This is a genomic window from Bacteroidia bacterium (genome assembly GCA_033391075.1).
Classification (GTDB): domain Bacteria; phylum Bacteroidota; class Bacteroidia; order J057; family J057; genus JAWPMV01.
This window is the reverse complement of record JAWPMV010000001.1, coordinates 5,555,921-5,575,938: the sequence shown is the minus strand read 5'-3', so window position 1 is coordinate 5,575,938 and position 20,018 is coordinate 5,555,921. Positions and strand designations below refer to the sequence as shown.

14 protein-coding genes are annotated in these 20,018 nt (G+C 43.0%); 8 read left to right on the top strand and 6 right to left on the bottom strand.

All coding sequences use genetic code 11. The features are described from left to right. The first annotated feature begins 27 nt into the window (after positions 1–27). From R8P61_22180 to R8P61_22170, 3 genes are read left to right on the top strand one after another with little or no spacing between them, the layout of a single operon-like run. Entirely contained in the window at positions 28–1,002 is a 975-nt protein-coding gene (locus R8P61_22180; GenBank protein MDW3649796.1) for a tripartite tricarboxylate transporter substrate binding protein, read from the top strand. Continuing rightward, positions 999–1,457, top strand: a complete 459-nt coding sequence (locus R8P61_22175) for a tripartite tricarboxylate transporter TctB family protein (GenBank protein MDW3649795.1) — start codon at positions 999–1,001, stop codon at positions 1,455–1,457. The genes R8P61_22180 and R8P61_22175 overlap by 4 nt, the downstream gene beginning before the upstream one ends. Next, entirely contained in the window at positions 1,454–2,926 is a 1,473-nt protein-coding gene (locus tag R8P61_22170; protein MDW3649794.1) for a tripartite tricarboxylate transporter permease, read from the top strand. Before R8P61_22175 ends, R8P61_22170 begins: the two co-directional genes overlap by 4 nt. Positions 2,927–2,990: 64 nt before the next feature. Here R8P61_22170 and R8P61_22165 read toward each other — a convergent pair whose 3' ends face one another. Continuing rightward, positions 2,991–4,034, bottom strand: a complete 1,044-nt coding sequence (locus R8P61_22165; GenBank protein MDW3649793.1) for a TIM barrel protein — start codon at positions 4,032–4,034, stop codon at positions 2,991–2,993. A 28-nt stretch (positions 4,035–4,062) separates the two neighbouring features. Between R8P61_22165 and R8P61_22160 the strand changes: the two genes are divergently transcribed. The 4 genes from R8P61_22160 (at position 4,063) to R8P61_22145 (ending at position 11,802) form a co-directional block, all read left to right on the top strand. Next, the gene (locus R8P61_22160; GenBank protein MDW3649792.1) at positions 4,063–5,583 is read left to right on the top strand and encodes a sulfatase; all 1,521 of its coding nucleotides are present in this window, start codon (positions 4,063–4,065) and stop codon (positions 5,581–5,583) included. Positions 5,584–5,942: 359 nt separating this feature from the next. Then, positions 5,943–10,058 carry a hybrid sensor histidine kinase/response regulator transcription factor gene (locus R8P61_22155; GenBank protein ID MDW3649791.1) on the top strand — a complete coding sequence of 1,372 codons (4,116 nt, stop codon included), beginning with the start codon at positions 5,943–5,945 and terminating at the stop codon, positions 10,056–10,058. A 500-nt stretch (positions 10,059–10,558) separates the two neighbouring features. Next, entirely contained in the window at positions 10,559–10,783 is a 225-nt protein-coding gene (locus R8P61_22150; GenBank protein ID MDW3649790.1) for a hypothetical protein, read from the top strand. 491 nt (positions 10,784–11,274) lie between these two features. Next, positions 11,275–11,802 carry a ferritin gene (locus tag R8P61_22145; GenBank protein ID MDW3649789.1) on the top strand — a complete coding sequence of 176 codons (528 nt, stop codon included), beginning with the start codon at positions 11,275–11,277 and terminating at the stop codon, positions 11,800–11,802. A 4-nt stretch (positions 11,803–11,806) separates the two neighbouring features. Here the strand turns inward: R8P61_22145 and R8P61_22140 are convergent, their stop codons facing one another. Both R8P61_22140 and tyrS read right to left on the bottom strand, forming a co-directional pair. Continuing rightward, positions 11,807–12,961, bottom strand: coding sequence for a hypothetical protein (locus R8P61_22140; GenBank protein ID MDW3649788.1), 1,155 nt, complete (start codon positions 12,959–12,961; stop codon positions 11,807–11,809). A 48-nt stretch (positions 12,962–13,009) separates the two neighbouring features. After that, the gene (gene tyrS, locus R8P61_22135) at positions 13,010–14,308 is read right to left on the bottom strand and encodes a tyrosine--tRNA ligase (GenBank protein ID MDW3649787.1); all 1,299 of its coding nucleotides are present in this window, start codon (positions 14,306–14,308) and stop codon (positions 13,010–13,012) included. Between the two features lie 218 nt (positions 14,309–14,526). Here tyrS and R8P61_22130 point away from each other — a divergent pair, with 218 nt between their 5' ends. Further along, positions 14,527–15,873 carry a tetratricopeptide repeat protein gene (locus R8P61_22130; GenBank protein MDW3649786.1) on the top strand — a complete coding sequence of 449 codons (1,347 nt, stop codon included), beginning with the start codon at positions 14,527–14,529 and terminating at the stop codon, positions 15,871–15,873. Here R8P61_22130 and R8P61_22125 read toward each other — a convergent pair. The 3 genes from R8P61_22125 to R8P61_22115 all read right to left on the bottom strand — a co-directional run bounded on the left by R8P61_22125 (position 15,860) and on the right by R8P61_22115 (position 20,001). Then, positions 15,860–17,023, bottom strand: a complete 1,164-nt coding sequence (locus R8P61_22125; protein MDW3649785.1) for an AIR synthase-related protein — start codon at positions 17,021–17,023, stop codon at positions 15,860–15,862. The two genes, R8P61_22130 and R8P61_22125, sit on opposite strands and share 14 nt — an antisense overlap. A gap of 122 nt (positions 17,024–17,145) precedes the next feature. Continuing rightward, positions 17,146–19,071, bottom strand: a complete 1,926-nt coding sequence (locus tag R8P61_22120; GenBank protein ID MDW3649784.1) for an OmpA family protein — start codon at positions 19,069–19,071, stop codon at positions 17,146–17,148. A 195-nt stretch (positions 19,072–19,266) separates the two neighbouring features. Next, a complete protein-coding gene (locus R8P61_22115) occupies positions 19,267–20,001 on the bottom strand; it encodes an ABC transporter permease (GenBank protein MDW3649783.1) in 735 nt (244 codons plus the stop codon). Positions 20,002–20,018 lie beyond the last annotated feature (17 nt).

Sequence of the window (20,018 nt, the reverse complement as noted above, 5' to 3'; positions counted from 1 at the left end):
TAAAGACATATAAATACAAAAGAGATAATGAAAACTAAACTACTACTTACAGGAATCATCCTCTTGCTATTAGCTACGATGCTTTCCTGCAACTCTTCCTCAAATAATGCTTATCCCAACAGGGCCGTCAAATACCTGGTTCCCTGGTCTCCGGGTGGTATGACGGATATCAGTTCGAGGGCTATGGCGGCAGTTTTGCAAAAAGCCCTGGGTGCTCCTGTCAATGTAATCAACCGAACCGGAGGTAGTGGAGTTGTAGGACATACTGCTATCTCCAAAGCTGCTCCTGATGGATACACACTGGGAGCTGTAACTGTTGAGATCAGCATGATGCGACATATGAAACTTACTACCCTATCACATGAGGATTATACGCCGCTGGCTCTTTTGATTCATAATCCTGCAGGAGTAACTGTTCGTGCGGATGCTCCCTGGAACAATTTGCAGGAACTCCTGGATGATGCGAAAGCCAGTCCCGGAGATATTCAGGCTTCCGGTACAGGTCGAGGTGGTATTTGGGATTTGGCAAGGGTCGGTATGCTAAAGGCAGCCGGGATGAATGAATCAGATATCCCCTGGGTCCCCAGTCAGGGAGCGGCTCCCGCCCTACAGGAATTGATTGCTGGAGGAGTTGAAGTTGTTACGGCTTCTTTGTCCGAAGTAGATGCCTTGAGGCAAGCAGGACAGGTAAAAGTATTGGCGGTTATGGCAGAGGAAAGACAAGAAGAATTTCCGGATATTCCCACCCTCAATGAGCAAGGAATAGATTGGTCTATCGGAGGCTGGGTTTCTCTCTGTGCTCCCCCCAATATTCCCGCAAATGTAAGATCAACCCTCGATTCTGCCTTGAACATTGCCACCAAAGATCCTGATTTTGTAAAAGCCTTGACGGAGGCAGGTTCTACTATTCGCATCATGACAGGTCAGGAATTGGCAGATTTCATGAAAGAAGAAGATGAGGTAAATGGACGTTTGATGAAAGAGGCAAATCTTAGCCCATGAAAAACTGGACCCCTGCTTATAAAGAAAGCCTGAATGGAGGCATATTGCTCATCCTCGGCTTAGCTATTTACGGCTATGCATCCGGATTCCCGGATTTGGAAGAAGGCTATCCCGGCCCGGCTCTATTTCCTCAATTCATAGCTTTGGGATTTGCTATATCAGGTATTTTCCTTTTGGGAAAGTATTTGCCTAAAGCCTTGAAAGAGAAAACCCCAAGTTCGGATAAAGACAAATCTGAAGAGCAGCGACTTCTTTCTTTACTGGGAGGAATAGCTGTGGTCGCCATATTTCCACTCGTTTTTGATTCTATAGGCTTTTTGATTCCATTGGCTATAACGGTTTTTCTCATAGCCTTAATGCTCAGGATTTCTTATGTAAAAAGTGCTTTGCTGGGAGTAGGAGCTACGGGAGCTGTTTATCTCATTTTTAATGTCCTCTTAAACGTACCCTTATGAGTAGTATTTTTAGTTGGGAGGCATTATTGGCCCTGATTATTGGGGGGCTCTATGGTTCTATCTTCGGGGCGATACCGGGATTGACAGCAACTTTGGCCGTAGCTTTATTTATTCCGGTTGCTTTCTTTTTAGACCCTATGGTGGCCTTGCCGGCAATCATTGCGATTTCTTCCGTTGCCATATATGCCGGAGATGTAGGTTCTACGGTAGCCAAAATACCGGGAACTCCGGCAAGTGCAGCTTATCTGGAAGAACTCTATTCGCTTTCGCGCAAAAAAGGAGCGATCTATAGTCTGGGTTTGAGTGCGATGGGTTCAGCAGTTGGTGGTATTATTGGGACCTTATTATTGGTTGTTAGTGCTAGTGGAATAGCGGCCATTGCCCGTCAGTTTTCCTCCTTTGAATACTTTTGGATTGCCGTTTTAGGGCTAACTGCAGGTATTTTTGCTTCCGGAGGTTCGCCCCTGAAATCTTTTGTTTCCTTATTGATCGGTCTCTTTCTGGCTACAGTAGGCATCGATCCTACTTTGGGATACCCGCGATTCCATTTTGAAAGTACGAACCTGTTGGGAGGCCTGGATTATATAGTAGCTATGATAGGTCTCTTTGGTTTCTCAGAAGTCCTGGAATATCTCTATAGACCTAAAAAGACACCTGATTCGCCAGAAGGAGAGAGAGAAGCCTCTTCCCGATTATTTTATGTGAAACCTCTATTATTTATTCTAAAGGAAAAATGGTTGGTACTTCGATCTGCACTGATTGGCGTGTTTGTGGGTTTCCTTCCGGGAGCCGGAGCTGATATCGGTGCCTGGGTATCCTCTAGTTTCCAGAAAATGAGGGGAACTGCTCAGGATTCGGAGGAAAAAGAGGATCAGGTAGTCCTCTCTGGAACCAGTAGTAATAATTCAGCCGTAGCGAGTGCCTGGATTCCTGCCTTAACGCTGGGCCTACCGGGAGATACGATTACTGCTATCGTTTTGGGAGTGTTTTTGATGAAAGGAATAACTCCCGGGCCATTGCTTTTCGACCAACAACCCGAACTCTTGTATTCTCTATATCTGACCTTCCTTTTGGCCAATATTGTCCTTCTTCCGCTCTATGGATATTTGAGCGCCAGACTGGCTGCTCGTTTGATCAAAGTACCCGTTCCCATGCTACTTAGCGTGATCAGCGGCCTTTGTATCGTTGGTGCATATGCGATCAACAACAATTCTTTTGATATATGGGTAATGCTGGCCATGGGAATCATGGCTTTTGGTCTGCGAAGAGGAGGCTTTCCCCTACCTCAAGTTGTATTGGGAATGGTTCTGGGAAAAATCATGGAGCAAAATTTCATGGTCTCCAGCATCAAGTCTAAATGGGACCTGAGTAGTTTCTTCGAAAGGCCCATTGCATTGGGCTTGATGATTGCGACTATTCTGGTGATTGCAGCCGGGATATATGTGAGAAGGAAGTATGTGAAAGACTAAAAAATTATTTACCGGCTTAATCTTCGCATTTTTTGCGAAGATTAAGCCGGTATTCTACGCAAACCTACTCCACCCAGCCGTGCATATCTCGTACTTTTATCATGGCAGCCAGGATATCGTTCCAGGTTTGCTGCTCCAGCATGACAGCATTGGGAAACATGCAGCCGTCCCAGCAGATGTGCTTGAATTTTTTGCTAAGTTCTCCATTTTCCTCCCGCAACCAATGCCCGGCATCAACTGCGATATCTAATTTTCCATTAGGATCAAGGGCCTGGCAATGACGACCGGTTTTGTCATGAGAACCACTGCCATGTACCGTTCCATCGTTTTGAGCAACATGGAAATCAATTGTCCAGGGCCGAAGCGCTTTCGTCAGTGTCTTCAGGCCTTCAGTAAGGCTTTCTCTATCCTGCCAATCAAAATCCTGTGGCAAGATTCGGTCTTCCGGTTTATTATACCCCAATAGATAAAGGAGGGTATGAGCCATATCTGCCTGAAAGCCCATATTAGGTCGATCTACTGCTTCGAGCGTATCTAACATGGCTTTCCAGCCATGCATCCCCCCCCAACAAATCTCCCCTTCTGCTGCCAGGCTTTCTCCATAATCGGCAGCTATATCGCAAGCCTGGCGAAAGGTGTCGGCTATAAGTTTTGTATTTCCTGCAGGATTTTTCGCCCAATCCTCCGGGCTACAAGAGGAGTCTATTCTGACGATTCCATGCGGACGTATCCCTAACTCTCGTAAGCGCTTTGCAATATGACATCCTTTTCTGACCTGAGTCAAAAAATTCTCTCTATCTTCTTTCGACCCCATCGCTGATCCTCCTCCGGTATCCTGCCAGATAGGAGCTACTACGCTGCCGATCTCCAGGCCTCGGGAAGCAGCTTTATCGGCCAGTGCCTTTATTCCATCATCCGAACTGTCAATGTCGATATGTGGATCATAGAGAAAGAGATCAAATCCGTCAAATTTGACTCCATCAACCTCCGCCGAAGCAGTCAGGTCTAACATTTTATCCAGAGAAATCGCCGGTTCGGAATCAGGTCCTTTACCTACTACACCCGGCCATGCAGCATTGTGAAGTTTTGGGAAATTATTTTGAGGCATTTGTAATTAGTAGTTTGATACAAGTTATATGAATCTTCTTATTTTTCAATCAGGAGATAAAGCCAAAGACATGAACTATTGTACATTTTTATACCTCTATCTGTTATTCTTTTGTTTGGCTTGTCAGCAAGTCGCTGTAGAAGAGCAAAACAGTCCCCCCAATATTGTCTTTATACTGGCCGATGATTTAGGCTGGGCAGATTTGGGGGTCTATGGAAACACTTTCAATGAAACTCCTAATCTCGATAAACTGGCTGCAGAAGGTATGAGATTTACCAATGCCTATGCCGCAGCACCGGTTTGTTCGCCTACGCGTGCATCTATACAATCCGGTCAATATCCAGCTCATGTGGGAATCACCGATTTTATTCCCGGTCATTGGCGGCCCTATGAAAGTCATATCGTTCCGATAAATCGCACCCAGTATTTGCCGGAAGAAATTGTGAGTCTGGGAGAAATCTTGCAAACAGCTGCTTATAAAACCGCCTACTTCGGCAAATGGCATTTGGGATGGGGAGATCAACATATGCCGGGAAATCAGGGATATGAAGATTGGCGGATACAACAAGGCGGAACTTTCTATAATCTGAAAAGTAAGAAGGCCATTCGCCCTATGGATTCTAGCCTCAATGATGAAGTGCGTCTTTCTGAAGTCCTTACGGATTATAGCCTTGATTTTATAGAAGAAAATAAGGACGAGCCCTTCTTTCTTTTTCTCTCTCATTATGATGTGCATGTTCAACTGGATGCAGATAGGGAGTTGATCGAAAAATATTTGGCCAAAGAAAAACCTAAGGATTATCCCGGCAATGCTATCTATGCGGCTATGGTTGAACATATAGATCGTAGTTTGGAGCGAGTGGTGAATAAACTGGATGCCCTGGGACTTAGTGAAAATACCCTGCTTGTTTTCTTTTCAGATAATGGAGGGCTTAGGAGTCGATTTGACGAAATTCCTCTACTCGCAAAAAGTAAACTTGCCATTTATGAAGGTTCTGACCTCCAATATGTGGCAACTTCTAATGCTCCTTTACGGGCAGAAAAAGGAACCCTGTATGAGGGAGGAATCAGAGAGCCCTTACTCATAAAATGGCCAGGAAAAATCAAAGCCGGATCGCTGTCTGATGTTTTAGTAAGCAGTGTGGATTTTTATCCCACCTTCATGGAGTTGGCAGGAATAGAGGCTGCTAAGACTCAGAAATTAGACGGAGAAAGTATGCTTTCCATATTAACAGGAAGTAATGATCCTTCTGATCGAAGTCTGTTCTGGCATTATCCGGTATATCATCACGATATACCTGCGGGAGCGATTAGAAAAGGGAAATGGAAGTTGATTGAATTTTTCACGGAGGATCGATTTGAACTATATGATCTGGAAAATGATCCGGGAGAAAGTAAAAATCTCGCTTCAATTCAGGCTGCTCTTGTTGAGGAATTATCTCTTGAACTTAGGAAATGGAGGAAAGAGGTAGGCGCCGAATTGCCCCAGGAAAATCCGGAATTTGACCAAAGCCGAAGAAAAGAGTGGGGAAAGCATCCCGGCAGGTAAGATTTGCTCCAAAAAAGTGAAATTTTCCTGCAATCACCAGCTTAGGGACTTGTCATTAGGGGGAAATCAAATGAACTGTAGGACCTTAGGTCATATACAGAAATTAAGTAAGGTTTGGGGCATTTTTTAAGGAGTAACTTATTGCTTCTATTTAGAGCCTTTCAATTGTACAAATTTTCGAGATTATAAAACGAAAGTCCTTTGGCCTAGCCAAAGGAAGAGGAGAATTATAATTTTTAATTATTTACTAGCGTTTCAAAAACATCAGGGATAATTGGTTAAACGTAGAGACTATCGTAATTTATCCCCGCTAAAGGTCATGCGACAGAAGGTATCGCTAGTTAAAATTGGGTAACAATATGTGCTTATTCAAGACGCTGACCTTTGTAGTAGCATTAGCTACCTGTCATTTTTTTGGGGGTATAAACCTATCGGCTCAAGGAAATCCCGAGGAATTGGGAATACCTATCATTAGAAACTTCACCCACGAAGAGTACGACGGATTTATTCAAAATTGGGACATAGTTCAGGACCCTCGAGGGTTTATCTATGTCGCCAACAACAGTGGTATCCTGGAATACGATGGAGTCAACTGGCGAAAAATCCCCGTGCCTGGAAATCCGGTTATTCGCTCATTGGCAGTGGATGATCAGGGGACGATTTTTATTGGAGCCTTAGGTGATCTGGGATATTTGAAAGCGGATTCTTTAGGAGAGTTAAGCTTCGTATCACTGCTACAATTCCTTCCGGAAAATCGCAGAAATTTTAATGATGTATGGAATACCTTTTCAACTTCTGAAGGGATTTATTTCCAAACAGAGCGCTATCTTTTTCGATGGCAGGATCATTCTTCAGAAATTTTAGAGACCAGGGATGTAAACGGCTCTTTTTTCTTTTGGGACAAAGAAGAAAAGATTGCCTCAGCTTTTGTGCTAAATGATGAAATCTACCTCAATTCCTATCATCAGGGAATTAAAAAAGTAGTGGGAGATAGCCTGGAATTGATAGAGGGTGGAGAATCTTTCGCTCAGATGTTTTTCAACTTCTTTCTGCCCTTTAGCATAAAAGGAACAGATGTATTTGCCCTGACAGGTTCTGCCAGTACCAATAAACTATATACCTATGACGGCAAGGAGTTCAAGGATTTCTCCATAAGTAAAGAGTTGGAATCATTTTTTGAGGAAAATCGACTCTATATGAATGCTGTTGCTTTGCTTAATGGGGAAATAGCCTTTCCAAGTTTAAGGGGAGGACTGGTAGTTATGGATAAGGCTGGAGAGATAAAATTCATTTTGGATGAAAAACAGGGACTTCAGGATCAGTTTATCATAAACCTTTTTCAGGATCGTGAGAACAGTATCTGGTTGAGCCTGGGAGATGGGATTAGCCGATTTGAGTACCCTTCCCCCCTTTCGATCTTTGATCATCGACTGGGATTGGATGTGCCTGTTTACCATATGACGCGACATATGGGCAAATTTTGTTTGGCCACAGAAGATGGAGTATATCTGCTGGATGAAGAAGAAAGAAAGAGGGGAGAATTCAGCAGCTTTAGCAAGCTGCCCGGAATCAATGATCAAAGTTGGAAAATATTGCCTGTAGATCAAGAAGTATTGATTGCAAATGCTCACGGAGTATATCAAATAAAAGATAAGGGGGTACATAGACTTAGCCAGGAACATGCATTTACCCTGAATCAATCCCGCTATGATCCCAAAATGGTATGGCTTGGAGAGAAAGACGGTTTACGCCTGATGAAGAAATCCGGACAAAGCTGGATTTCCTCCGAAAAAATTCCTGAGATCAAAGGCAAAATTCTCAATGTGATCGAAGAGGATAGCCGTCATCTATGGATATCTACCTGGACAGATGAGTTTATCCGAATCAGTTTTAGGCAAGATGAGCAGAGCCAGATCAGGAAAAAGGAAGATGGAAGCTTTGAACTCGAAATGGCACCTTATGAAATTGATTTTTTCGGCCCTAAACATGCCTTGCCATCTGGCTTCCTTCGCATGGCCTATATAGATAAAAAGTTGTTGCTATATACGGCGGAAGGTCTCTTGAGGTATAATGATTTGCAAAAGGTATTTGTCCCGGACACTCGATTTGGGAAGGCTTTGTCTGCTCCGGGATTATTGATTGATCGCATTGCACAGGATCAAAAAGGAAATCTATGGTTGGCAATCATAGAAAACGGAGAGGTAGAAATCAGGAAATTTAAAAAAGGCCAGGAAGGAGATTATATCGCTGATCCCAACATCCACTTACGCCAATCAGTGGTCGGCGAATTTATTGACTGGATTTATCCTGATCCTGAAAATCCCGATCATATCTGGTTTGCTGGGACACATGGCTTGATTCGGTTCAATTCAGCTTTACATCCCAAAGAAAAACAGATCAAAACTCCAAAGACCCAGATCCGCTCTGTTTATGTAAAAGGAGATTCTTTGGTTTTTGGAGGTGCACCCGGAAGGGATCGGCTCGAAAAAACATTACAATATGCTGATAATGAAATCAGGTTTCGATATGCTGCTCCTTTCCTAAAAGACCCTCAGAAAAATAGCTATCAGGTCTTTTTGCAAGGCTTTGATAAAACATGGTCTCCCTGGACCAATGAAAGTCAGAAAGACTACACAAATATACCCGAAGGTAAATATGTATTTCGGGTGCGGGCAAGGGACTATGCAGGTAAATTGGCAAACGAAAGCAGTTTGAGTTTTCGCATAGCCGCCCCCTGGTATCGGAGTCCCTGGACCTATACGCTTTATTTGTTATTGCTGGGGCTTTTGATACGTGCACTTTTATATTGGAGATTTCGTCATTTGGAAGGTCGAAATAACCGACTGGAGGATATTGTGAATATCAGGACCCGTGAGTTGAAAAAGGAAAAAGATCGAGTCGAAAAACAAAGAGAGAAACTCAAAGAGCTGGATGAACTTAAAAGTCAAATTTTCACCAATCTCTCTCATGAATTCCGAACTCCTTTGACCGTTATTTTGGGGATGGCAAATCAAATCAAACATTCCCCAGAAAAATGGCTGGATAGAGGGGTAAATATGATCGAAAGGAATGGATCAAGTCTACTCAATCTGATCAATCAATTGCTGGATTTACAAAAACTTTCGGCCGGAAAATTACGCACCCAATATATCCAGGGAGATATCATTCAATATATCCAGTATGTATTTGAGTCCTTTCAGTCGCTTGCGCTCTTAAAAGACCAGCAATTGCATTTCCTGAGTTCGGAGTCTCAATACTTTATGGATTATGATCCGGATAAACTCTTGCATATCATATCCAACCTGCTTAGCAATGCCATCAAATTCACTCCAGATAAGGGGAATATTTATTTGCAATTGGATGTTTATCGGGAGCATGAAACAGAAATGTTGCGGATTCGGGTAAAAGACACTGGAAAGGGGATTGCTCCGGAGAACCTGCCCTTTATATTCGATCGATTTTATCAGGTAGAGGAAAAAGGCTCAGCGCAAAGTACAGGCATTGGACTGGCTTTAACCTATCAATTGATCAAGCTCATGCATGGGGATATAAAAGTATCCAGTAAACTGGCTAAAGGGAGTAGTTTTGAAGTATTGCTTCCCGTTACAAAAAAGGCTCAGTTGAAGGAGTTCAGTGGAAATAATCTTCGCATAAGTCCATACAAGCAAGTTGAAAGTAAGGAGGAGATCAGCTGTCCAAAAGCTGGCGGTCGAGCATCTCTTCTGATCGTTGAAGATAATGCCGATTTGATGCAATACCTGCTGAGTTGCCTGGAAGGGAAATATGAATTGTTTATGGCAAGGGATGGACAGGAAGGTTTTGATTTGGCCCTAAAGCATGTGCCCGATTTGATTATCAGTGATGTGATCATGCCCAATAAAAATGGCTTTGAGTTTTGTGCAGAATTGAAAACGGATCCCCGCATCAGCCACATTCCGGTTGTATTACTGACTGCAAGATTTGATGAGCAGTCCCGGATAGAAGGTTTCAAACATGGAGCAGATGCTTATTTGGCCAAGCCATTTAATCCAGAGGAACTAAGCATTCGATTGGAGCAATTATTGAAAATTCGACAAGAATTGCAGAAAAGATATCAGGAGCCGGATTGGATAGGTGAAAAGGATGTGATAGAGCCTACACAAGAGGATGAATTCATCCTACAATTGAAGCAAGTGGTTGAAGAGCATTTGGATGAAGAGGACTTTAAGGTGGTGGATCTCTGTAGAGAAATGGGGCTTAGTCGGACACAACTTCATCAGAAAATAAAGGCCTTGACAGGTAGACCTACCTCTCACTTTGTACGCTCGATTCGTTTGCATAAAGCCCGGAATATGCTCCAGCATGCCAATCTGAATATCTCAGAAATAGCCTATTCCGTAGGATTTTCTGATCCCAGATATTTTTCCAGGACGTATGCCGAGGAATTTGGAGAAACCCCTTCAAGGACACGCTCAGCAGCCTTAAAAGCTCCTTAAGGAGAAAACGTGGAACAATGTTCAGTCTGTTCATCCAGCTATTTAGAACATTAGTCCAACTATTGCGAACAATGGTGAACTCCATATAGCCGCTCAATACCTAGTTTTGAAACATAACATAGATGAGCATTAGATTATTTGTTCTCTGTTTGCTTTGCCATAGACAGAGGCGAGATTAACAGTCTAAAGCGTCTGGAGGGTTTATTCTCTGGTTTCATAGGCGAGCATGAGGATTTACCTAACAGACGCATCTTAAGTTCGACAAGAAAATAGTACTGATACTTAGCAAATAGCACAATCTAAAGATAACCAGTATGTCGCGCCGGGGGACTTAGGCCGATTTAGGGAGTCCCCCTTTTTTTTCGACAAAAGAAATTAGGGCAATGGGTACGAATAAAGGTGTGTGTCAGTCCCGGTAAAAAGAGAATGTTTTGTTCACACTCGGAATTGGGGAAATCATTTTCCCCAGTTTCCGGGGCTTTTTCAAAAAAATAAACAATATGCGCTTTGTATTTCCACGCTTTTCCCTCTTTTTTTCATCCCTGGGTTTTATTGGGATGTGGCTTTTGCTCCTCATTATAGAATTTCTCAATGTCTTCAAACTCGAAGAAATTGAATTAGGGAAATTAGCAGCCTTTCCCTTAAATCTCGCAGATTTCCTCCTGCTATCAAGCTTTTTAATCGGCTTCATACTTACTGAAAAGCTTCCCCAATCAAAACGATAGCATACTAATATTGGATCTATTAAAATCTTGGATATCAGATGTCGCGGACTAAGTTTCTTAGTCCCCTTTAGCATTACTGGCTCCCCGCTTTGTCGGGGAGTTTTTTGTTAAAAAATTGTGAATTTTTTATCCGGATTTGTTGCTTTGCCCAAAATGTAGTACGTTTATTTTTAATTAGATTAATTCTAAATAACGTCTTCTACATGTTTTTGGAAGCCCCTGAGCATCAAGTCCTCGAAATCGAAAAGCCTGTCATAGAAACCTGCGCCCTGTGGGAAATCCTTGACGCTAAAAAATTCAAGAAAAAATGCTGTAAGAAGTACAAAAAAGGGAAGCGTTGTAAACGTTGCCCTGGCAGAATGAAATAAATTCCCCAATTTCTCTCTTTCCCTTGGCAAAAGGGAAACATAATTAAATCCTGAAGGTTTTTATATAGTTATGAATAAGATACATTAAGTATCTTTTCCTCTAATTAATGTTTAATTTGCAGCATGATTTCAGAAAAAATGGCTCAGGCTTTAAATAGCCAAATCCAACTAGAAGGAAAAGCTTCCTTTTTATATCTCTCCATGGCTTCCTGGTGTGATAAGGAAGGATTGGAGGGCTGTGCAAAATTTATGCACCGACAGTCTGCGGAGGAAAGAGATCACATGCTTCGCATTTTTCATTACCTCAGCGAGGTAGATTCCCATGCGATCACTCCGGCCATCGATCAGCCCAGACATGAATTTGATTCTGTTCAGGCCATGTTCAAAGAAGTTTATGAGCATGAGCAAAAAGTGACAAACTCCATCAATTCTCTCCTGGCACAAGCTCGCTCGGAGAATGATTATACGACTGAGAATTTTCTCCAGTGGTATATCACAGAGCAGAGAGAAGAGGAAAATCTGATGCGTTCTGTGCTGGACAAGCTCAAACTCATTGGAAATGGCCCTCAAAGCCTGTACTATATTGATAAGGAGATTGAGGCGATAAATGCGGCAGAAGAAGCTGCTGAAGGAGAAGAGGAAGCTTTATAAGCCTTTATTCCACTACCAGTAATTCTCTATAACGTCTGTTTTCTGTTTCTACCAGGATGTGGTAGATCCCAAAAGGTATTGCCTCTTGATAGGTGATGAGATTTTGTTTGTCCGCGCTTATTTCGTCGGAGAAAAGAATGGCCAGTTGACGCAGTTCTTCATCCAACAACATAATCCTCACTCGCTGATCTTGCCGAGAGCTAAAACGAATATTGAGGTATTTACCCTGATCTGAGGGTTCGCTGAGGATGTCGAAGAAAAAGCCGCCTGGATTTTCTTCCGTGGTGGTCTCTATTTCTTCGGAGTAAACGGTTTCCCCAAATTTATCCGTATGCCGTATGCGGTAGTAATACAATTGATTTTGTTCTACCTCATCATCATAATATTCGTAATCCAGGGGACTGGAAGAGTTCTGTTTGAGGGAGTTTATGCGAGCGATTTCCTGAAATCGATTTCTGCCCAAACTCCTTTCTACCACATGCTCAAAACAATCATTTTCAAAACGAGTCTGCCAGCGAAGACTCACTACCCCTTCGATGTATTTACTCTGGAGATATCGGTATTCGGTAGCTTCAAAAATATTGGCCTTCCTACTATTGGGACTCCAGGTTCCATTGATTTTCACAAAGGCAATAGCAGGATCTGGAGCCAATTGTAAATAGGACCAGTCCTCATCTTGCTCAGCAGGAATCCTTACGCTTATTAGTTGGCCAGATTGAGTGTTCAGCCTCTCATTTAGTGGGAGGAAGTCTACTTCTGCACTTTCTCCAAAATAAAAAGCATCCATGACCTGCATATTGGGATTGAGGAGAATCACAAAATCCCCATTATCTTCTCCCAGGGCAGTTCTCAATTGGAAATCCGGCATATCCAATAAGCTAAAATAGGGGCCTATTGCACGAGCCTTCATCCCCAAACGTACAGATTTTAAGGGAGGAACCTCAAGATTTGGAAATCTGACGAGGTAGGAGCGGGTCATTAATATAAATCTACCCAGATTCAGATTGCGGGTACGGGATTCATTAAAAATCTCAACCTCCTGATCGGGATTATCTGCATTTGTGGGAAAATCCGGGATGTAGCGGGAAATGTATACCTGTTGGGCATACATCTGTCCCATCCATAGCAAGCTAATACTGAAAAGGATATACCTAAGCATAATGCTGTTTTGGGCCCTTAGCCCTGCATGAGCAGGGATTTTTGGAAATTAGACCAGTTCGATGATGAACTTGTTCTTCTTTCCTTTCTGAATATAGAGATAAGTATCGAAAAATACGTCTTCCATATTGAGTTCTGTATCCAGGGAAGTACAGGCTTCCATATTCACTTTGACAGATTTATCTTTTTCTATCGAACGTCTGGCTTCCCCTTTGGATTGTGTGATACCGGTTTCGACCAGAAGATCGAGAATGCCTATGCCAGAGTTTAACTTTTCTTTGCTCAATTGCTTGATATCGGAAGAGCGACTTACATCTCTCCATTCCTTTTGGCTCAAAGCATTGAGGGCTTCTTTGCTTTTGATTCGGCCAAAGAAAAAGTCAGTCAGGGTATGTGCACTCTTCAAGCCTTCTTCTCCGTGTACACGTTTGCTAAGGTCTTCGGCCAAAGCTTTATGAAGAATTCTCGCACCAGGATCTTTAGCATGCTCGGCAATCAATCCTTCTATTTCATCCTGCGTTTTGAGGGTGAAAATCTTGATATATTTTTCTGCATCACTATCCCCAACACGGAGCCAGTATTGATAAAATTCATAAGGGCTGGTTTTCTCCGGATCCAACCAAACGCTTTTTCCTCCGGCTGTTTTTCCGAATTTAGAACCATCTTCACGAGTCATGAGGGGACAAACCACCGCATAGGCTTTGGCTTCCTCTTCTGACATTCTTCTGATCAATTCTGTACCGGTAGTGATATTTCCCCACTGATCAGACCCTCCTACCTGGAGACGGGCATTTTTGTGATGGTAAAGGTGGTAGAAATCATATCCTTGCAGCAATTGGTAAGCAAATTCTGTATAGGAAATACCCGTATCACCCTGGATACGCTTTTTTACAGACTCCTTACTCATCATATAGTTGATGGTAATATGCTTTCCGGTATCTCTCAGGAAGTCGAGAAAACTGATATCCTTAAACCAGTCATAGTTATTGACCATGACAGCGGGATTGGGGACATTGTCAAACTCGAGAAAATGCTCCAACTGTTTTTTGATACCAGCGGCATTCTGCTCTACCTTTTCGATGGTTTGGAGTTGACGTTCTTTATCCTTCCCGGAAGGATCACCCACCAGACCTGTCGCTCCTCCAACCAATGCAATGGGGGTGTGACCCGCCCTTTGCATATGAACAAGCATCATTACGGGAACAAGGTTTCCGATATGCATAGAATCGCTGGTAGGGTCCACACCCAGATATCCGGCAATAGACTGGCTAAGCATATACTCTTCCGTGCCGGGCGTCATGTCGTGGATCATCCCCCGCCATTTCAATTCTGCAATAAAATTTTTCATCACTATCTTTCTAAAGCGCTGCAATTTAGCTCCCAGAATATATTTCAACAAGCCAGAAGTATAGATTCTTTACCATTTATGATTAGGGATTAAAAGCCTATACTTTTATACTTATTAATACGTTATGCCTTGATATGTTGCAGATTTAAATTCTGCCTAAATTTGCTTACATTCGTTTAACACCAAGCTATATAATCCTGACATTTAACTCCGGTCTTATGACTAGCGAATCTCGTCCCACACTTCTGCAAAAATATGTACTGAAAAGCTTGACACTCTGTTTCTTACTGGCTTGGGTTCACCTCAGTTATGCACAGGGCCCCGGTCGTGCATATTTTGAAAAGGGAGAAAACTTCAGGAAGCAAAGCAAGTGTAAAGAAGCTATCGACAGCTATAACCAGGCGATCAGGCAAGAGCCTTCCAATTACAAGTACTATTTCATGATGGCCAAGTGTCAACTCCAACTGAAATATATTGAAGAGGCAAAAAACTCTTTGGAAGCTACGGTAGAGTATCAACCTAAGTTCACTTCTGCTTATTCACTTCTGGCGAAGATATACAAGGAAGAAGAGGATTATGATCAGGCCATTTATAATTACGAACAGGCAGCCCGCTGGTCGTCTGACAAGCGTAAGAAAATCCAGTATGAATTATTGTTGGTGAATCTTCTGATCAAGCAGGATCGGGAAGAAGAAGCCAGAAGACATATAGAATCTGCCAGGAAACTGGATCCCAGTAATCCAAAGGTGCTCTTTTATGTAGGAGAAATAGCGAGTAAAAATGAAAATTGGGCAGATGCGAAAAGGGCGTATGAAAAAGCTTTGGCCTCTGACCAACTCAAGAATAAATCTCCCAGTGAGCAGGCGAAGTATTATTATCAATTGGGAGTAGCCAGAAACAATCTGGGAGATAATACGGGTGCGAAAAGAGCCTGGGGAAAAGCCAATTTTGGCCCCTATAAGAAATTGATCGAAGCAGAAATGGCTCAGAATAGCCATGTTCATTACTATAAAATTGCGGTGGGCTATTATTTGAATGGTGAGTACGATGAAAGTGAACGTCATGTCAATGAAGCCCTCAATCTGCAAAGGAACTTCTCCAGTGCTTATTTGCTAAAAGCCAAAATTGCCCAGAAAAGAGGAAATAATGCGGGAGCTGTTGATAGTTATCTTGAAGCTATCGGTCAGGAAAAATCACCGGCTCGCAGGTCTAAACTTTATGGGCTTATGGCCAAGTTGCAATTGAAGAATGGAGATGCGTATGGAGCCTTGAACAGTTTGGAAAAGGCAATGCAAACGTATCCCAAGTCTTCGCCTACCTATCTGCCCATGAAAGCCCGGGCTGAGTATGATACCGGAGACTATGCTGCATCGGCTCAGACCTTATCTGCCTTGCTTCAGGCCAATACAGATCCTAAATCTAAAGCCAAACATAACTTTATGCTAGGGATGGCACTGACTAAAATGGGAGATTATGAGCAGGCTGAATCTGCCTTTACCCGTGCAATGGTTGGTCCATATAAATTAGCGGCTAAAGAAGAACTTAATAAACTCAAGAATAAGTAAGAGATTCTTCTCCCTCTATATCCAGTCTGTTTTTATCTGAAGCCAGGCATCGTCCTACGATGCGGGCATCTATCTGAAATTTATCAGCCAGCTTAAGAACTGCATCGGCAGTCTTTTTATCCGTATAGATTTCCATCCTGTGGCCCATATTGAATACCTGATACATTTCTTTCCAACTGGCGCCGGATGATTCCTGGATCAAGCGAAAAATGGGAGGGGTTGGAAGTAGGTTATCTTTGATTACATGCAGGCCTTCGACAAATTTCATGACCTTGGTTTGCCCGCCTCCGGTACAATGGATCATACCATTGATTTGTTCTCTATGATCTCTCAGGAGTTCCTTCATGAGGGGAAGGAAAGTTCTGGTAGGGCTAAGTAGGAGTTGCCCAACATTCTGATCCAATCCTTCATAACTGTCGGTCACTTTATGCTTGCCTACATAAACGAGATCTTCGGGTATGTTGACCTTGTCATAAGACTCGGGATATTTGGCAGCATATTCATGACTCAGTACATCATGTCGCGCATTGGTGAGTCCATTGCTTCCAATCCCACTATTGTACTTCTGCTCGTAACTTGCCTGCCCATAGCTGGCAAGGCCCACAATCACATCTCCCGGCTTTACAGCAGTTTCTATAACTTCGCTACGCTTCATTCGTGCAAAGGCCGTAAATCCAACATCAGCCGTTCTTACGATATCTCCTACATCTGCAGTTTCTCCGCCTGTCAGGTGAAGGTTTACTCCCATCTCTTTTAGCTCCGAAGCTAGTTCTGCAGCTCCTTGAATGATGGCAGCAATAGCATCTCCGCTTACATAGTGTTTATTTCTTCCTATGGTGGACGAAAGCATGATATCATCCACACAACCTACACAGGCCATATCATCCAGATTCATGACGATGGCATCCTGCACAATTCCTTTCCAAACACTGAGATCGCCAGTTTCGCGCCAATATAAATAGGCCAAGGAAGTTTTGGTTCCGGCAGTGTCCGCATGCATCAGATTGCAATATTCAGGATCTCCTCCGGCTATGTCGGGAATGATCTTACAAAATGCATTGGGATAAAGTCCTTTATCCAGGCCTTTGATTGCCTTATGGACATCTTCTTTTCCAGCGGAAACACCTCTTTGAGAATATTTATAATCCATCTATGTATCTCTTTTATCTGAGGCACAAAGGTACACAAAATGAAGTCGGTGAAAAATTAAAAAAGGGCAAAGCAATGCTTTACCCTTTCCTTATCCGTTTTAAGAGAATATATCAATTCTTCCTAAGGAAGAAATTCGATAGACATGATTCTGAATTCTGTCCGGCGGTTTGCCTGCTCATCAAAATCAGACATCTCTGGGTAGATCAGGAGTTGATTTTCTCCAAATCCTCTCCAGGTTAGTCTTGCAGGATCTATGCCATTTTCAACGAGGAACTTAACAACGGCTTTCGCACGATTGTCAGACAGATTGATGTTGTAAGTAGGAGTTCCATTACTATCTGTATGAGAACCTAATTCGATGGTGATATTAGGATTCTTATTAAGCAGGTCAACCAGTTTGGCCAACTCGCTCAATGCATCCTCACGAAGGTAATATTCATCGAAATCGTAATAGATATTTTCAATAGTAATAGGGGCCTCCAGAATAATGGGTTCCAGTTCGATGTCAATATTCTTGACAAGCTCTGTATCCACATCGATTCCAACAGTACTAACTTCCTCTTCATTTGCCAGATATTCCGGCGCATTTCCGAGGATCACATAATCTTTTTCTTCTTCCAGTGGGAATTCATAACGAGCACTCTGATCGGTAGTAAAGGTATCGATGGTGATCAGGTTTTGCTCATTTCCGCGTTCATAAAGAATGGCTGTGGCAAATTCGATAGGCTGCTTGGTCTGCTTATCGCGGATAACTCCTTTTACAGCAATCTTTAATGGAACGGGTTCTCTGTAAATCCTGCGACCGATATAAATATCATCGCGACCAGCACCTCCGGGTCGATCCGAAGTAAAGTACACCAGAGAATCATCATCCATCCACAAACTACCGAAGTCATTGTAGCTGGAGTTGATAGGTGCACCGAGATTTACAGGCTCACTGAAGTTTCCGATAGCTCCTTCTGAATAATAGAGATCAAGACCTCCAAATCCAGCTAAACCATCTGAAGCGAAATACATCTTATCTCCTGCATCGTTGATGAAGGGAGACGATTCATTGAAAGCAGTGTTGATGGTAGGCCCGAGGTTTTGAGGCTCAGACCATCCGGAACCCACTTTACGGGAGAACCAGATATCATATCCTCCTTCTCCGCCGCCACGGTTGGAGGCAAAGTAGAGGGTACGTCCATCTCTGCTGATAAAAGGCTGGCGATCATTAGTAGGAACGCGACGGGTTTTCCCGCGGCTGTTCACGATCACATCCTGGCTGCCGGAAACGCCCTCAACAATTTGGGCCTTTCCCCAGCGTTTTTTGACGGGATCATAACGAGATTCAAAAATGGTACATCCATTTCTGTTCTTCTTTCCGCCACAAACACTGAAAAATACGGTCATTCCGTCTCCAGTAATGGAGGCGGGACCGTCATTGAACTTTGTGTTAATACGCTTTTTAGGGAAACGGGAGATTTCTCCGAAAATGCTGTCATTTTCCCTAATGATGTAATAGATGTCAGAATCCTTGGCTTCCCCACTGATCTTGTCCCTTTTGGCTCGTCTGCCGGGAAGCGGCCGGTAAGATGTAAATACCAGGAATTTATCTTCCTGTCTTTGGTCCAGCATGGAGGGGTAGTTGTCGCTGGAAGTAGAATTGAAACTTGCTGCGCTAACACGAAAGTCCGGGAGTCGGGCTATGGATGCTTCTGCAAGATCACAGCCCTGAATTTCTAATTCTGCACGTTCATAATACGCATCTTGCGTGCCGTGCTTTTGTTTGAAAGTCTCGAAATATTCTTTGGCTTTCCGATAATTGTCCAGCCTTTTATAGGTGAGACCGATCTGCAAATAGAGCGTATCATTCGTATTTGCGTCTATTTCTTCGGCCTTGCGGAACCAGCGGAGCGCTTCTCGGTAATCCTTCAGAAAGGAGTTTATCCTTCCCAATTGATAAGCCGCGCGAAAATTGCTGGGATCAGCCGCGAGGACCTGATTGTACAAAATTTCAGCGTCTACGGTGTTATTACTGCTAAAGTATTCTTCCGCTCTTGCCATCGTTTTCGCTGTCTTCGAGTCCTGGGCAAATGACAATATGGGAAGGATCGTCAATACTAGCAGTATGACACTCAACGGTATACGCCTTAGTAGGAGAGGTATCATAGGTATTGATGTGTTATTTTCGGATTTTTGGAATTTATAGAGCAATTCACGTAAAGCAAACATAGAAAAAATACCGGTACTACTCAATTTTCAGAACAAAATAATCCATAAAAGGAAATCACTTATCAGGATCGCAATCGCAGAAATTACAAAGGCCTGAATAGTTGAGTTACCTAAGCCTCTCGCACCACCAAGGGTCTTCATCCCTCTAAAGCATCCGATGAGAGAGATCAACATACCAAAGACAACTCCCTTTAGTAAACCCCCTACCAGATCCCCCAATTCAAAGAAAGTACGTACTGATTCAAAGAATACCTGGTAGGTAATATCCAGAAAGAAACTGGATACAAGAAATGCACCAATAACGGCTATCATGATGGAAAAAAAGGTGAGAATCGGCATCATAATGACCATGCTAAGAAAGCGTGGCATTACAATATACCTCACAGGGTCGATGGACATGGTTTTCAGGGCATCTATTTGCTCACTGATTTTCATAGCTCCAATCTCAGCAGTCATGGATGCCCCAATACGTCCAGACATAACCAATGCCGTTAAGACTGGAGCCATTTCCATCATCATTACTCGTACCACCTGTCCTCCTAAAACGGAGAGAGATACCATGCCCTTGAACTGATAAGCTGCTTGCCAGGCAACTATACCTCCGGCAAAGAGCCCTATCAGGGCAACCAGAGGAAGGGAATTTACACCTACATGATTTAATTGATAAATAAGCCTTTCTCTATCCCTCAGTGCAAAACGCAGCGTACCGAATACCCGATAGATCAGGTATCCAAATTCTCCAACTGGAATGAGTGCTTGCATAGGGCAAAGTTACAGAG